The following is a 14,533-nucleotide window of genomic DNA, read 5'->3' as shown; positions in this document are numbered from 1 at the left end:
GGGTAACGCCGCGACCGGGGACGGCTCACGGTCGGTTGTTATCGTCGCGACATGGCCCGACCCCCGCTCGTGCCGCTGGGCCCCGAGCTCGACGCCACCGAGCGCACGCGCTACGCGCGCCACCTCCTCCTGCCCGACCTCGGCTCGCTGGGGCAGCGGCGGCTGCGCGCGGCCCGCGTGCTGGTCGTCGGCGCCGGGGGCCTGGGGTCGCCCGCGCTGCTCTACCTGGCGGCCGCGGGCGTGGGCACCCTCGGCATCGTCGACGACGACGTCGTGGAGACGACCAACCTCCAGCGCCAGGTGGTGCACGGGGACGCCGACGTCGGGCGCCCCAAGACCTCGTCGGCGGCGGACGCCGTCCACGCGGTGAGCCCGCTGACCACCGTCGTCGAGCACCGCGAGCGGCTGACCGCCGACAACGCCCTCGACGTCGTCGCCGACTACGACCTCGTCCTCGACGGCGCCGACAACTTCCCCACGCGCTACCTCGTCGGTGACGCCTGCGCCCGGTTCGGCGTGCCGCACGTGTGGGGCTCGGTGTTCCGCTTCGACGGCCAGGTCTCGGTGTGGTGGGCGGGCGAGGGCCCCTGCTACGCCTGCGTCTTCCCGACCCAGCCGGCGCCGGAGGCCGTGCCCTCCTGCGCGGTGGGCGGCGTCCTCGGCGCGGTGTGCGCGAGCATCGGGGCGGTCATGGCGACCGAGGCCGTCAAGCTCGTCACGGGGGTGGGCGAGCCGCTCGTCGGGCGACTGCTCGTCCACGACGCGCTGGGCCAGACGTGGGACGCGCTGCCCGTGCGGCGCGACCCCGGGTGCCGGGTGTGCGGGTCGGGGGCGGACGCGTCGAAGGTCCTGGGATGGGCGTCGGCTCGCGAGGACGAGCCCGTCGCGGTGTCCGGCGGCGAGCACCCCTCGGTGACGGCCCTCGGCCTGCGGGACGTCCTGGCCCGCGGTGACGTGCTGCTCGTCGACGTCCGCGAGGCGGGGGAGCGCGAGGTCGTCGGCATCCCCGGCTCGGCGTGGCTGCCGATGGACCGGGTGCGCGCCGGCTCGCCCGACGACCCCCTCCCGGGGCTCGACGTGCCGCGCTCGGGGCCGGTGTACGTGGTCTGCAAGACGGGGGTGCGCTCGGCCGAGGCGGTCGACCTGCTGCGCTCGCGGGGCGTCGACGCCGTCGACGTCGAGGGCGGCGTCCTCGCCTGGGTCCACGACGTCGACCCCTCCCTCCCGACGTACTGACGCCGCTCCCCACGGCGTTTCGACGCCATGGCGTCGAAACGCGGGGGTGGCGTCCGGATGTGGGCGCCGAGCAGGCGGGTCGCTGCCATGGCGTCCACCCGCGGCGGTGTCGGGGCGACGTGGTGGAATCCCGGGGTGCTCGTCCTCCGCCGCCCCGCCGCCGTCTCGGCGCCGGCCGTCGACCTCGACCCCGCGCAGCGCGCGGCCGTCGACGCCGCCGGCCCGGTGGTGCGCGTGCTCGGGGGCCCGGGGACCGGCAAGACCACGGTGGCGGTCGAGCGCGTGGTGCGGGCGGTCGAGGGCGGGGCGGCCGCCGACGGGTGCCTGCTCCTGGCGCCCACGCGCGTGGCCGCCGCGCGGCTGCGCGACGCCGTCACGGCCCGCCTCGGCGGCACCACGACCACCCCGCTCGCCCGCACCCACCAGTCGTTCGGGTTCGGGGTGCTGCGCGAGGCCGCGGCGCTGGCGGGCGAGCCCACACCACGCCTGCTCAGCGGCCCCGAGCAGGACGTCATCCTGCGCGAGCTGCTGGCCGGTCACCTGTCGGGGGAGACCCCGGCCCCGGCCTGGCCCCCGTCGGTCGCCCTGGCGCTGCCGACCCGAGGGTTCCGCAGCGAGCTGCGTGACCTCCTCATGCGCTGCGTCGAGCTGGGGCTGGGCCCCGACGACCTCGCCGCGCTCGGGGCCGAGCACGCCCGGCCCGAGTGGGTGGCCGGCGCCGCGGTCCTGCGCGAGTACGAGGACGTCACCGCCCTGTCGAGCCCGGGCGCCTGGGACCCGGCCACCATCCTCACGGCCGCCGCCGACCTCCTCGACACCGATGCCGAGGCCCTCGACCGGCTGCGGGCCACCCTGCGCCTCGTCGTCGTCGACGACGCCCAGGAGCTGACGCCGGCCGCGCGCCGCCTCCTCGACGTCGTCACCGGGGCCGGCGCGGTGCCGCTCGTCCTCGTCGGCGACCCGGATGCCGCCACCCAGACCTTCCGCGGCGCCGACCCGCGCCTGTTCGCCCGGGGCTGGCCCGGTGCCACGACGCTCGTGCTGGGCACCGGCCACCGGTCGCCCCGCGCCATCGGGGAGGTCGCGGCGCGGGTCGTCGCCCACGTCGGGGTCGTCGGGGGCGTGGCCCACCGTGGGGCGCAGCCGACCGACGAGGAGTGCCTCGTCGAGGCGCACCTGCTGCGCACCGTGGCCCAGGAGGCGTCGTTCGTCGCCGGCCGGTGCCGCGAGGCGCACCTGCTGCACGGCGTGCCGTGGTCGCGGATGGCCGTGGTCGTGCGCGGCGGGGCCCGCACCGCCACCCTGCGGCGGGTGCTGCGCGGCGCCGGGGTCCCGGTCGACACCGCCGCCGCCGAGCTCCCCGTCCGCGACGAGGCCGCCGTGCGCCCCTTCCTCGCCCTGCTGCGCTGCGCGCTCGACGTGGTCGGCGGGGCCGAGGAGCTCGACCCCGAGGTCGTCGTCGACGTGCTCGGCTCGCCGGTCGGGGGCGCCGACGCCGTGGCGCTGCGCCGGCTGCGGCGCTCGCTGCGCCGGGTCGAGCTCGACGACGGCGGCGGGCGGCCCAGCGACGTCCTCCTCGCCGAGGCCGTCCTCGCCCCGCTCTCCCTCGACCGGCTCGGACCCGAGGCTGCCCCCGCCCGCCGGGTCCACCGCGTCCTCGCCACGGCCGTCGACGCGCTGCGCGAGGGCGAGGGCGTCGAGGACGTCCTGTGGGCCATGTGGGGCGCCAGCCGCCTCGCCACCGCCTGGCGCGACACGGCCCTGGGGGGAGGCCCCGCGGGTGGCCGCGCCGACCGCGACCTCGACGCCGTGCTCGGCCTGTTCGACGCCGCTGCCCGCTTCACCGACCGGCTCCCGGCCTCCCGGCCCGCCGACTTCCTCGACCACGTGCTCTCGCAGGACGTCGCCGGCGACACCCTCGCCGCGCGCGCCGCGCCCGGCGAGTCCGTCGCCCTGGTCACGCCGGCCGGGGCGGCGGGGCTGGAGTGGGACCTCGTGGTCGTCGCGGGCGTGCAGGAGGGGGTCTGGCCCGACCTGCGGCTGCGCGGCTCGCTCCTCGGCTCCACCGACCTCGTCGACGTCGTCACCGGCCGCGACACCGAGCCCCGCGCCGCCCGCGCGCAGGTGCGGCACGACGAGACCCGGCTGTTCCACGTCGCCTGCACCCGCGCCCGCCGGCACCTCGTCGTCACCGCGGTGCGCAGCGACGACGAGCAGCCCTCGCCCTACCTCGACGTGGTCGACCCGCGCCCCGACGCGCGACCCTTCACCGACGTCCCGCGGCCGATGACCCTCCAGGGCGTCGTCGCCGAGCTGCGCCGCTCGCTGCTCTCCGACGACCCCGGCGTGCGTGGCGCCGCCGTCACCACCCTCGCCCGGCTCGCCCGCGAGCAGGTGCCCGGCGCCGACCCGGCCCAGTGGTGGACGCTGCGCGACCTCACCGACGACCGCCCACGCCGAGGGCCGGAGGACCCGGTCCGGGTGTCTCCCAGCGGGATCGACGGCTTCTGGCGCTGCGGCCTGCAGTGGGTGCTGCGAGCCAGCGGCGGCGACGGCCCGTCGGTGGGGGCGCAGGACGTCGGGATCCTCGTGCACGAGATCGCCCACGACCTCGGCGACACCGACGCCGCCGCCTACGCCGCCGAGGTCGAGCGACGCTGGGGACGGCTCGGCCTGCCGCCGGGCTGGCTCTCGCGCCGCCGCCTCGCCGAGGCCCAGCGGATGACCGGCCGCCTCGCCCGGTACGTCGACGAGACGAGTGCCGAGGGCTGGCGACGCGCGGCCTCCGAGCAGAAGCTGCGGGTCGCCCTCGGCCGGGCCGTGGTGTCGGGCACCGTCGACCGCGTCGAGGTCGACCCCGCCGGGCGGGTCCGCGTCGTCGACCTCAAGACCGGGTCGTCGAAGCCGAGCAAGGAGGAGGTCCGCCGGCACGGGCAGCTGGGGGCCTACCAGCTCGCCGTCGGCGAGGGAGCCTTCGCCGAGCACGGCACCACCGCGGCCGGCGCCGCCCTCCTCCAGCTGGGCAAGGCGGCCAACGTGTCGACCACCGTCCAGGCGCAGGTCCCGCTCACCGACGACGAGGAACCGGGCTGGGCCCGCGCCCTCCTCGACGACACCGCCGACGCGATGGCCGGCGCCACCTTCGCGGCCACGCCCGGGTCGCACTGCGGGCCGTGCCAGGTCAAGCACTCCTGCCCCGCCCAGGCCGAGGGGAGGCTGCTGTGACCGCCACGACCACCGGTGTGCGCTGGGGCGCCGTCGAGCTGGCTCGCGCCCTCGGCCAGCCGTACGCCCCCACGCCCGAGCAGGCGGCCGTCATCGAGGCGCCGCTGCGGCCGCTGCTCGTCGTCGCGGGCGCCGGCTCGGGCAAGACCGAGACGATGGCGGCCCGGGTCGTCTGGCTCGTCGCCAACGGGTTCGTCCGACCCGACGAGGTCCTCGGCCTCACCTTCACCCGCAAGGCCGCCGGCGAGCTCTCCGAGCGGCTGGCGGCCCGGCTCACCGTGCTGCGCGAGACCGGGCTGTGGACCCCGCCGTCGGAGGACGGCGCCGAGGTCCTCGACGACGTCCCGACCGTGTCGACGTACCACGCGTACGCCGGCCGGATCGTGCGCGAGCACGGGCTGCGCCTCGGGGTCGAGCCGGAGAGCCGGCTGCTCACCGAGGCCGCGGCGTGGCAGGTCGCGCACGAGGCGGTCGCGTCGTGGGACGGCCCGATGGACGGCGTCGAGAAGGCCGAGTCCACCGTGACCACCGCCGTCGTCGACCTCGCCGGGGAGATGGCCGAGCACCTCGTCGGCCCCGACCAGCTCGCGGCGCACCTCGACGAGGTGGTCGCCACCCTCGACCTCGTCACCAAGGGCGAGACCTCGCGCAAGAAGGCCTACCCGGCCACGGTGCGCACGGCCCTCACCGTGCTGCGCGAGCGGCGGGCCGTCGTGCCGCTGCTCCAGCGGTACGCCGAGCTCAAGCGCTCGCGCGACGCCATGGACTTCGCCGACCAGATGGCGCTCGCGGCCCGGCTCGCGACCTCGGTGGCCGAGGTCGGCAAGGCCGAGCGCGGCCGGTTCCGGGCCGTGCTCCTCGACGAGTTCCAGGACACCTCCGAGGCCCAGCTGCAGCTGCTGCGCGCGGTCTTCGTCGCCGAGGGCGAGCCGGTGCCGGTCACCGCCGTCGGCGACCCGCACCAGTCGATCTACGGCTGGCGCGGCGCGTCCTCCACCACCCTCGACCGGTACCGCTCCGACTTCGGCGACCCCGACCCGGCCACGGTGCTCCACCTGTCCACGAGCTGGCGCAACGACCGCGTCGTCCTCGACGCCGCCAACGTCGTGGCCGGTCCGCTCGCCGCCACGACGCGGGTCGACGTCCGCTCGCTCGTCGCGCGCGACGACGCCGGTCCCGGGCACGTCGCGGTCGCCCGGCTCGTCACCCTCGAGGAGGAGGCCGAGCACGTCGTCGGGTGGGTCGCCGAGCGGCTGCGCCGCCCGGAGCGTCGCACGGCGGCGGTGCTGTGCCGCAAGCGCTCCCAGTTCGACCCCGTCGTCGACGCCCTCGAGCGGGCCGGGGTGCCCCACGAGGTCGTCGGCCTCGGCGGGCTGCTCCACACGCCCGAGGTCGCCGACCTCGTCGCGCTGCTCCACGTCGTGCAGGACCCCTCGCGGGGCGACCGGCTGATGCGGCTGCTCACCGGCCCGTCCTGCCGGCTGGGCGCCGCCGACCTCGACGGCCTCGGCGCCTGGGCGCGGCACCGGCAGCGCACCGCCCGCGCGCAGGGCGACCGGCGCGCCGACCTCTCGCCCGACAGCAGCGAGGAGGCGAGCATCGTCGAGGCCCTCGACGACCTGCCCCCCGCGGCGTGGGTCGGGTCCGACGGCCAGCGGGTGGGCGAGCTCGCCCTGGCCCGGCTCCGCGGCCTCGGCGACGCCGTGCGGCGGCTGCGCGCCCTCACCGGACTCGGCCTGCCCGAGCTCACGGCCGAGGCCGAGGTGGCGCTGGGCCTCGACCTCGAGGTGCTCGCCCGCCCGGGGTACACGCCCGGCGCGGCCCGTGCCCACCTCGACGCCTTCGCCGACGTCGCCAGCACCTTCGCCGCGAGCGCCGAGCGCGCGACCCTCGGCGGCTTCCTCGCCTGGCTGGAGGCCGCGGTCGCCGAGGAGCGCGGCCTCGACCTGGGTTGGGTCGAGGCCCGACCCGACGCCGTGCAGGTGATGACCGTGCACGCGGCCAAGGGCCTGGAGTGGGACGTCGTGGCCGTCCCCGGGCTCGTCGAGTCCTCCTTCCCGGCCCACTCGGGCAACCAGGGCAAGGTCGTCGGCGACGCCTGGGGCCACGCCGACCCCAGCGACAAGGGCTGGCTCGCCGGGCTGGCGACGCTGCCCTACGACCTGCGCGGCGACGTCGAGGGACTGCCGCGGTTCGGCTGGTCCGACCCCCACGACTGGGACTCCCTCGACGACGCGTTCACCCGCTTCACGGGTGCCGTCGCCGACCACGGCATCGCGGAGGAGCGGCGGCTCGCCTACGTCGCGCTCACCCGCGCCCGCCGCGACCTCCTCCTCACCGCCCACGTCTGGGGGACCGCCACGACGCCGAGGGTCACGTCCCGCTTCCTCGAGGAGGTGCGGGCCAGCGACGTCGTCGTCGCGCCCGGGCCGTGGGCCGACCTGCCGCCGACCGACGACCCCAAGCCGCAGAACCCGCGCACCGCCGAGGTGGTCAGCGTCTCCTGGCCCACCACCGACCACGTCGAGCGCCGCCAGCGCCTCCTCGGCCCGGCCCGCGAGGTCAGTGCGGCGATGACACAGGGGGCGTCCGCCGGCACCGGGTCGGCGTGGGACGCCGAGGTGCGGATGCTGCTCGACGAGCGGGCCCGTCGGCGGTCGGGTGCCGACGTCGACGTCGAGCTGCCGGCGCACCTGTCCACCTCGGCCCTGGTGTCCCTTGCCGACGACGCCGACCGGTTCACCCTCGACCTGCGCCGGCCGGTGCCGCAGCCCCCCGCGCTCGCCACCCGCCGGGGCACGGCGTTCCACGCCTGGGTCGAGGAGCACTACAGTCGCGCCGCCTTCGTCGACGTCGACGCCCTGCCGGGCTCGGCCGACGAGGACGCCGACGACGTGGGCCTGGAGCGGCTGCGCGACACCTTCCTCGCCAGCGAGTGGGCCGACCGGATGCCGGCCGAGGTCGAGACGAGCGTGGAGACGGTGGTCGACGGGATCGCCGTGCGCGGGCGGATCGACGCCGTCTTCGAGGAGGCCGGACCGGGCGGGCTGCCGCACTGGGTCGTCGTGGACTGGAAGACCGGTGCCCCGGCCACGGGCGAGCGGGCACGTGCCCGGGCGGTGCAGCTGGGTGCCTACCGGCTGGCGTGGGCGCGGCTGCGCGGGGTCGACCCGTCGCGGGTGCGCGGGGCGTTCTTCCACGCGGCCACGGGCGAGACGGTGTGGCCGGAGCTGCCCGACCTCGCCGAGATCACCCGTGTGCTGGGCGCGGCTCGTCCTCGCTGACGTCCTGCGCCGGCTCGTCCTGCTCGTCCTGCTCGAACGACTCCACCGCCCCGGCCTCGATCTCCGCGGCGAGCGCGTCGGACTCCGCCGCCGCCACCGGGTCGTGGGTGTCGGCGCCGCGGCCGTCGTCGAGCCAGTCGTCGTCGGGCTCGGGGTCGGCGGCGGGCTCGGCCGGTGCGGCGCGCAGCCACTCCTCGACCTCGTCCTCCACCTCCGCGTCGGGCTGCGGCTCGGGCTGCGGCGTCGCGTCGTTCGGCAGGCTCGGGAGGTCCTCGTCGTCGTCGTCGTCGACGAGCGGCGGGGGAGGGGAGGGCCGCGGGCGCAGCACCACGGGTGACAGCGACGTGCGGCGGTAGTCGTCCTCGTCCTCATCGGCGTGCACCGCGTCGTCGAGGCGGCGCAGCTGGGTGGTGAGGACCTCGACCGCGCCGGTGTCCTTGCGGGTGAGAGCGGTCATGAGGGTGCCGAGCAGCCCGAGCTCGGCAACGAGCCGGGCGCGCACGAGGAGGTTGGCGTCGGGGCGCTCGACCCGCTGGTGCGAGTACGCCTCGAGCACCGTCTCGACGGCCTCGGGCCGGGCGTCGGCGACGAGGGCGGCGAAGTCGTCGGCAGGGTCGGCGACCTTGGCGTCCTCCCACCCGGTCACCGCGCGGATCTTCCCCGTGGAGGCATCGGCGTCGTCGGTGAAGACCGCGAGCACCTGGTCGCCGGTGAGGTCGCCGTGCGTGGGGGTGGGGGCGAAGCGCCAGAGCGAGACGTCCTCGAGGGCCGACTCCCACCGCGCGAGGAGCGTGGTCGGCACCCGCCCGCTCTCGGCGGCCCGGTCGAGCTCGGCGAGGCGGCGGCTGCGGTAGGCGTCGGCGTCGTACGAGGGCAGGCCCGCCTCCTCGTAGACGGCGGCGTCGGTGTTGTGGAGGGCGGCCAGCGCGCGGCCCAGCTCGGCCGCCAGGCCAGGGCCTGCCGGGAGCTCGGAGAAGTCGAGCTGGTGGCCGGGTAGGTACGGGTACACCGCCGCCCGGCCACCCTCGGCGAGGGCGACGAAGCCCCTCGGGGCCGGCACGGCGAACGGCAGGCGGCGCCCGAGGAGGGCGAGCAGGCCGACCGTGCGGTCCATCTCGGCCCCGGCCACGTCGGTCCGCGGGGCCCGCACGACCCAGCGGCGGTGCTCGGCGTCCTGGACGAAGGCGACGTCGAACGACTGGTCGGGGGTGCTCGGCAGGGCCTCGACGCTCACCGGGTCCAGGCCGGACACGGCGGCACTCGCAAGCGCTGCGAGGAAGGCGGGGCTGCGGTCCACGGGCCCACGGTATGCCGTGGGACGCCCGTAGGCTGGGAAGCGTGCCCGCAGCCGACGCGATCCTGCCCGACCTGGCCCTCAGCGCACCGGCGTTCGACCGCAGGGGGGACCTGCGCAGCGACCCCGACCTGCTGGGTCGGCTGCTGGCCGACCCCGCCACCCGGGTGCTCCGTCTCGTCGGCGACCGGGTCGCGGTGCTCGACGAGCCGCAGGGTCCCCGCCTCGTCGTCGGACCTCCCGAGACGGAGGACGCGGGCCGGCTGGCCGTCCTGCTCGGGGACGCCGACGGAGCCACCTGGGTGGGCGTCGTCGCCGACGACCTGGAGGCGGACGACGACTGGCGCAGCCTGCGGCAGGTGGGGGCCGACCTCGACGCCACCGACGCCGCGGCCTTCACCACGACCCTCGCCCTGGCCAACTGGCACCGCACGCACGGACACTGTCCGCGCTGCGGCCGCGCCACCGAGCCCGCCCTCGCGGGGTGGATCCGGCGCTGCCCGGACGACGGCAGCGAGCACTACCCCCGCACCGACATGGCGGTGATCATGGCCGTCGTCGACGACGCCGACCGCCTGCTCCTCGCCCGCGGTCGCGGGTTCCGTACCGCGGGGATGTCGGTGCTCGCCGGGTTCGTCGAGCCGGGGGAGACCCTCGCGTCGGCCGTGGCGCGCGAGGTGCTCGAGGAGGTGGGCGTCGAGGTCGTCGACGTCACCTACCTCGGCGACCAGCCGTGGCCGTTCCCGTCGTCGCTGATGCTCGGCTTCACGGCGCGGGCGCTCGGCACCGACCTGCGCCTGCAGGCCGAGGAGATCGAGGACGCCCGGTGGTTCACGCGCGCCGAGCTGCGCGCCGCCATCGACGACGGGTCGGTGCTCGTGTCGAGCCGGATCTCCATCTCACGGCGGCTCGTCGAGCACTGGTACGGCGGCCCGCTCGACGCCCCGGAGGTCGCCCTGCGCTGACGCGCGGGTCAGGCGAGGCGGTCGCGGACCTCGTGGATCGACGGGTTCGTCGCGGCGCTGCCGTCGGGGAAGAGCAGGGTGGGCACGGTCTGGTTGCCGCCGTTCACCGACATGACGTACTCGGCGCTGCCGGGCTCGTGCTCGATGTCGACCTCGGTGTACCCGATGCCCTCGCGGTCCATCTGCGACTTCAGGCGGCGGCAGTAGCCGCACCAGGTCGTCGTGAACATCGTGACGGTGCCCGCGTGGGGCAGGGTGCGCTCGGTCGCGCCGGACATGGGTCCTCCAGGGGTCGGTGTGGTCCGGTGGGCGCAACGTGCGGGCGGCCGCGAACCTTCCCGACGCCCTCCCGGCGGCCTGGGGACGGCTGGTCCCGTCGTCGGTGGCGACACCTAGGATCGACCGCGATGACGACCCTCCCCGTGCACCCCGGCGCCGACGCCATCCTCGACGCCCTCGACCCCGAGCAGCGCGAGGTCGCGGCCCACCCCAGCGGGCCGATGTGCGTGCTCGCGGGTGCCGGAACGGGCAAGACGCGGGCCATCACCCACCGCATCGCCTACGGCGTGCTGTCGGGGGTGCACCAGCCCCAGCGCGTCCTCGCGGTCACCTTCACCGCGCGGGCCGCGGGGGAGATGCGCACCCGGCTGCGCGACCTCGGGGTGGGCGGGGTGCAGGCGCGCACCTTCCACGCGGCGGCCCTGCGCCAGCTGCACTACTTCTGGCCGCGCGCCATCGGTGGCGCCGCCCCCGAGGTGATGCCGCACAAGGCGAGCGCCGTCGCCGAGGCCGCGTCGCGCCTGCGGATCCGCCTCGACGGCCCCGCCGTGCGCGACCTCGCCTCCGAGGTCGAGTGGGCCAAGGTCTCGATGCTCACGGCCGAGACCTACGCGCATGCCGCGGCGGCGCAGCGGCGCGAACCGCCGGCGGGCCTGGACCCCACCGCGATGTCGCGGCTCATCACCTCCTACGAGGACGTCAAGGCCGACCGCGGCGTCATCGACTTCGAGGACGTCCTGCTGCTCACCGTGGGCATCCTGCGCGAGCACGATGAGATCGCCCGGGCCGTTCGCGGCCAGTACCGGCACTTCGTCGTCGACGAGTACCAGGACGTCAACCGGCTCCAGCAGGAGCTGCTCGAGCTCTGGGTCGGCGACCGCACCGACGTGTGCGTCGTCGGCGACCCCGCTCAGACCATCTACTCCTTCACCGGCGCCTCGCCCGAGCACCTCCTCGGCTTCCGCCGGCGCCACCCGGACGCACGGGTCGTCGAGCTCGTCCGCAACTACCGCTCCACCCCGCAGGTGGTCGGCCTGGCCAACCTCGTGCTGAGCGGCCCCGGCGGCACCCGGCGCTCCGGGTCGGTCGAGCTGCGCGCCCAGCGCCCCGACGGCCCGGTCCCCGAGCTCGTCGTCGCCGACAACGACCCCGACGAGGCCGCCCGCACCGCGTCGAGCATCGAGACCCTCGTGGCGGGCGGGCACCCGGCCTCCGAGATCGCCGTGCTGTTCCGCACCAACGGGCAGAGCGAGGCCATCGAGTCGGCGCTGGCCGAGCGCGGCATCCCCTACCTCGTGCGCGGCGGCGAGCGGTTCTTCTCGCGCCGAGAGGTCCGCGACGCCGTGGTCCTCATGCGGGGCGCCGCCCGGTCCGACGACGGCTCGGTGCCGCTGCCCGACCTCGTCCGCGACGTCCTCCTCGGGGCCGGCTGGACCCGCGGCGAGCCGGCGGCGGGAGGCGCGGCCCGCGAGCGGTGGGAGTCGCTCTCGGCGCTCGCCGCCCTCGCCGACCAGATGACCGCCACCGAGCCGGAGGCGCGCCTGCCCGCGTTCGTCGCCGAGCTCGACCAGCGCGCCGCCGAGCAGAACGCCCCCACGGTGCAGGGGGTCACCCTCGCCTCGTTCCACGCCGCGAAGGGGCTGGAGTGGGACAGCGTCTTCCTCGTCGGCTGCTCCGACGGCCTGCTGCCCATCACGATGGCCGACACCCCCGAGGCGGTGGAGGAGGAGCGGCGGCTGCTCTACGTGGGCGTCACCCGCGCCCGCGAGCGGCTCACCCTGTCCTACGCCGGCGCCCGTACGCCGGGTGGCAAGGTCACCCGCCGGCCCTCGCGCTTCCTCGACGGCACCTCCGCCGTCCTCGGCGAGGCCGCACGCTCGCAGCCCAAGCGCCGGCGCGGCGCCGCCGCAGGCAAGGGCGCCACAGCCACCGTCCGGTCCACGTGCCGCGTCTGCGGTGGCCCCCTGGCCACGGCGAAGGAGCGGACCATCGGCCGCTGCACCGCCTGCCCGCCCACGATGGACGAGGCCCTGTTCGACACGCTGCGCGCCTGGCGGCTCGAGCAGGCGAAGGAGGCCGACGTCCCGGCCTACGTCGTCTTCACCGACGCCACGCTCACCGCCATCGCCGAGCGGGTCCCCAAGGACACCCGCGAGCTGGCGCAGATCAGCGGGGTCGGGCCCGCCAAGCTCGAGCGCTGGGGCGACGCCGTGCTCACCGTCCTCAAAGAATTTTCTGACGACTGATCGCGCTGTCGCACAACGACGTTCGCCGTTCTCGCCACCGCGCAGCGAAACTTTCCCGATTAATTGCGTTGCCACCCCCGCGGCGGCTCCCATACTCTCCTGTGAGTTACCTCGCGCGTCCGTCCGGACGTGCGTCCGGGATCGAGTACCAGTGAGGAGGGTTGGCCCCATGAAGTCCATGACGACGAAGGAGATGGCGATGTACGACATCAGCGACATCTGCGCGCGTCCGTGGCGCGGTGCCAACACCGCTCACTCGGGCGATTTCCGCACCGTCCAGGGGACCACTGTGTCCGTCGCCGGTATCCGCGTCCGTGAGCTCACGCCCATGAAGGACACCACCGCCGTCGCCACCGTCGCCCCGATCACGGGAGTCGTGTATCCACGCCTCGAGGCATCACCCGTCTGACACCCAGACAGGCTCACCTCGAGGCCGCGGATCCCGACACCGGGATCCGCGGCCTTTCTCGTACCCCGGCACACGCACCGACTGCAGACCCACCACAGACCACGCGAGGACACGACATGACCAGCACCACGGTGCGGACCCACGAAGGCCGCCCCCCGAGTACCACGCGCCACACCCGGCGCGCGTCAGACCCGACCGAGCGCCCCACCCGGCGCGCCGAGCAAGGAGGTGAGACCCCGATGCAGCTGACCGAGCTCCTCGACCTGCACGAGGCGTCCGCGACGACCGGCGAGGGCATCCCCTGCCGCGAGAACGACGCCGAGATGTGGTTCGCCGACACCCCCGACGGTGTCGAGTTCGCCAAGGCCCTCTGCGGCACCTGCCCGGCCCGCCTCGAGTGCCTCACCGGGGCGCTCCACCGGCGCGAGCCGTGGGGGGTCTGGGGTGGCGAGCTCTTCGTCCAGGGCGTCGTCGTCCCGCGCAAGCGCCCCCGTGGCCGGCCTCGCAAGACCGAGGTCGCCGCGTAGGCACCAGCACCACCGACAGCACTGACCACCAGCAAGGAGAAGCAGATGTACACCAGGCGAATGCAGCGCATCCGTCGCACCGCGCAGGAGCGCCGCGTCCACGAGACGCAGCGCCGGGCGCAGGCCGCGGCCGAGCGTGAGCAGGTCCGGGCGGTCATCCACGCCATCGTGCGATGAGCCCCGTGACCGACGAGCGCACCGCCCCCGACACCGCGTCGGGGGCGGTGCTGTTCTCCGAGCGCGACTTCTGGCGTGCCGTCGGCGCGACGGTGCTGGCTACGCTTCGGCCATGGTCACGCTGACGATCGCCCAGGACCCCGCCGCCGACCGCGTCCTGTCGCAGGACCCGTTCGCCCTCGTCGTGGGCATGCTGCTCGACCAGCAGTTCCCGATGGAGCGCGCCTTCGCCGGTCCGGCCAAGGTCCTCGAGCGCTTCGGCACCCTCGACCCCGCCGCGCTCGCCGCCGCCGAGCCCGAGTCCTTCGCCGACCTGTGCGCCACCCCGCCGGCCGTGCACCGCTACGGCCGCTCGATGGCCGGCCGCATCCAGGAGCTCGCCGTGGTCGTGCGCGACCAGTACGACGGCGATGCCTCCGCCATCTGGCGCGACGTCGCCACGGGGGCCGAGCTGGTCCGCCGCGTGCGGGCGCTGCCGGGCTTCGGCGAGCAGAAGGCGAGGATCTTCACGGCGCTGCTCGGCAAGCAGCTCGGTGTGCGGCCCGAGGGCTGGGAGCAGGCCTGCGGCGCCTACGCCGAGGCCGGCTCGTTCCGCTCGGTCGCCGACGTCGTCGACCCCGAGTCGCTGCAGAAGGTGCGCGACTTCAAGAAGGCGGCCAAGGCGGCCGCGAAGGCCGGGAGCTGACCCTCGTGGCCGACGCCGCGGCCGAGCGCCCCATCGTGTGCGCCACCTGTGGCGAGGTCGCGGCCGACGACGAGGCCCGCGCCCTCGCCCGCCTCACCTGGGCCCGCGGCACCGAGAACGGGCACGAGGTGTGGACCTGCGCCCGCTGCAGCCGCGAGCACCTGCGCAGCATCGAGGGAAAGCTCGACTCGGCCTGGTGGTGAGCC

The 14,533-nt window shown here is 76.0% G+C and carries 13 protein-coding genes; 11 read left to right on the top strand and 2 right to left on the bottom strand.

The features are described 5' to 3' along the window. Positions 1–51 precede the first annotated feature (51 nt). The 3 genes from moeB (at position 52) to ACFLFB_RS14355 (ending at position 7,745) form a co-directional block, all read left to right on the top strand. Complete coding sequence (gene moeB / locus ACFLFB_RS14365; RefSeq protein ID WP_392542861.1) at positions 52–1,236, top strand: molybdopterin-synthase adenylyltransferase MoeB; 1,185 nt, start codon at positions 52–54, stop codon at positions 1,234–1,236. 87 nt (positions 1,237–1,323) lie between these two features. Continuing rightward, positions 1,324–4,461, top strand: coding sequence for an ATP-dependent helicase (locus ACFLFB_RS14360; RefSeq protein WP_392542860.1), 3,138 nt, complete (start codon positions 1,324–1,326; stop codon positions 4,459–4,461). Continuing rightward, on the top strand, positions 4,458–7,745 hold the full coding sequence (locus ACFLFB_RS14355; protein WP_392542859.1) for a UvrD-helicase domain-containing protein: 3,288 nt from the start codon (positions 4,458–4,460) through the stop codon (positions 7,743–7,745). Before ACFLFB_RS14360 ends, ACFLFB_RS14355 begins: the two co-directional genes overlap by 4 nt. On the opposite strand, the gene ACFLFB_RS14350 is transcribed toward ACFLFB_RS14355, so the two are convergent. Then, complete coding sequence (locus tag ACFLFB_RS14350; RefSeq protein ID WP_392542858.1) at positions 7,711–9,042, bottom strand: phosphotransferase; 1,332 nt, start codon at positions 9,040–9,042, stop codon at positions 7,711–7,713. The two genes, ACFLFB_RS14355 and ACFLFB_RS14350, sit on opposite strands and share 35 nt — an antisense overlap. Positions 9,043–9,083: 41 nt before the next feature. Between ACFLFB_RS14350 and nudC the strand changes: the two genes are divergently transcribed. Then, a complete protein-coding gene (nudC, locus tag ACFLFB_RS14345; RefSeq protein WP_392542857.1) occupies positions 9,084–10,004 on the top strand; it encodes an NAD(+) diphosphatase in 921 nt (306 codons plus the stop codon). 8 nt (positions 10,005–10,012) lie between these two features. Here nudC and ACFLFB_RS14340 read toward each other — a convergent pair whose 3' ends face one another. Beyond that, positions 10,013–10,282 (bottom strand): mycoredoxin, encoded by a 270-nt coding sequence (locus tag ACFLFB_RS14340; RefSeq protein ID WP_392542856.1) that lies wholly within the window; start codon positions 10,280–10,282, stop codon positions 10,013–10,015. A gap of 129 nt (positions 10,283–10,411) precedes the next feature. Between ACFLFB_RS14340 and ACFLFB_RS14335 the strand changes: the two genes are divergently transcribed. The 7 genes from ACFLFB_RS14335 to ACFLFB_RS14305 all read left to right on the top strand — a co-directional run bounded on the left by ACFLFB_RS14335 (position 10,412) and on the right by ACFLFB_RS14305 (position 14,530). Continuing rightward, positions 10,412–12,529 (top strand): ATP-dependent DNA helicase UvrD2, encoded by a 2,118-nt coding sequence (locus tag ACFLFB_RS14335; protein WP_392542855.1) that lies wholly within the window; start codon positions 10,412–10,414, stop codon positions 12,527–12,529. Between the two features lie 169 nt (positions 12,530–12,698). Beyond that, positions 12,699–12,938, top strand: a complete 240-nt coding sequence (locus tag ACFLFB_RS14330; RefSeq protein ID WP_392542854.1) for a hypothetical protein — start codon at positions 12,699–12,701, stop codon at positions 12,936–12,938. Positions 12,939–13,177: 239 nt separating this feature from the next. Further along, positions 13,178–13,465: a WhiB family transcriptional regulator gene (locus tag ACFLFB_RS14325; protein ID WP_392542853.1), complete on the top strand. Its 288-nt coding sequence runs from the start codon at positions 13,178–13,180 to the stop codon at positions 13,463–13,465. A gap of 45 nt (positions 13,466–13,510) precedes the next feature. Further along, a complete protein-coding gene (locus tag ACFLFB_RS14320) occupies positions 13,511–13,642 on the top strand; it encodes a hypothetical protein (RefSeq protein ID WP_392542852.1) in 132 nt (43 codons plus the stop codon). Next, on the top strand, positions 13,639–13,767 hold the full coding sequence (locus ACFLFB_RS14315; RefSeq protein ID WP_392542851.1) for a hypothetical protein: 129 nt from the start codon (positions 13,639–13,641) through the stop codon (positions 13,765–13,767). The genes ACFLFB_RS14320 and ACFLFB_RS14315 overlap by 4 nt, the downstream gene beginning before the upstream one ends. After that, complete coding sequence (locus ACFLFB_RS14310) at positions 13,755–14,327, top strand: HhH-GPD-type base excision DNA repair protein (RefSeq protein WP_392542850.1); 573 nt, start codon at positions 13,755–13,757, stop codon at positions 14,325–14,327. Before ACFLFB_RS14315 ends, ACFLFB_RS14310 begins: the two co-directional genes overlap by 13 nt. Positions 14,328–14,332: 5 nt before the next feature. Continuing rightward, positions 14,333–14,530 carry a hypothetical protein gene (locus ACFLFB_RS14305; protein ID WP_392542849.1) on the top strand — a complete coding sequence of 66 codons (198 nt, stop codon included), beginning with the start codon at positions 14,333–14,335 and terminating at the stop codon, positions 14,528–14,530. Positions 14,531–14,533 lie beyond the last annotated feature (3 nt).

The sequence above is a fragment of the Oryzobacter telluris genome (assembly GCF_043099285.1).
In the GTDB taxonomy this organism is placed as follows: Bacteria; Actinomycetota; Actinomycetes; order Actinomycetales; family Dermatophilaceae; genus Oryzobacter; species Oryzobacter telluris.
Note: the sequence above shows the minus strand (reverse complement) of the source record. Positions and strands in the feature narration are given on the sequence as shown.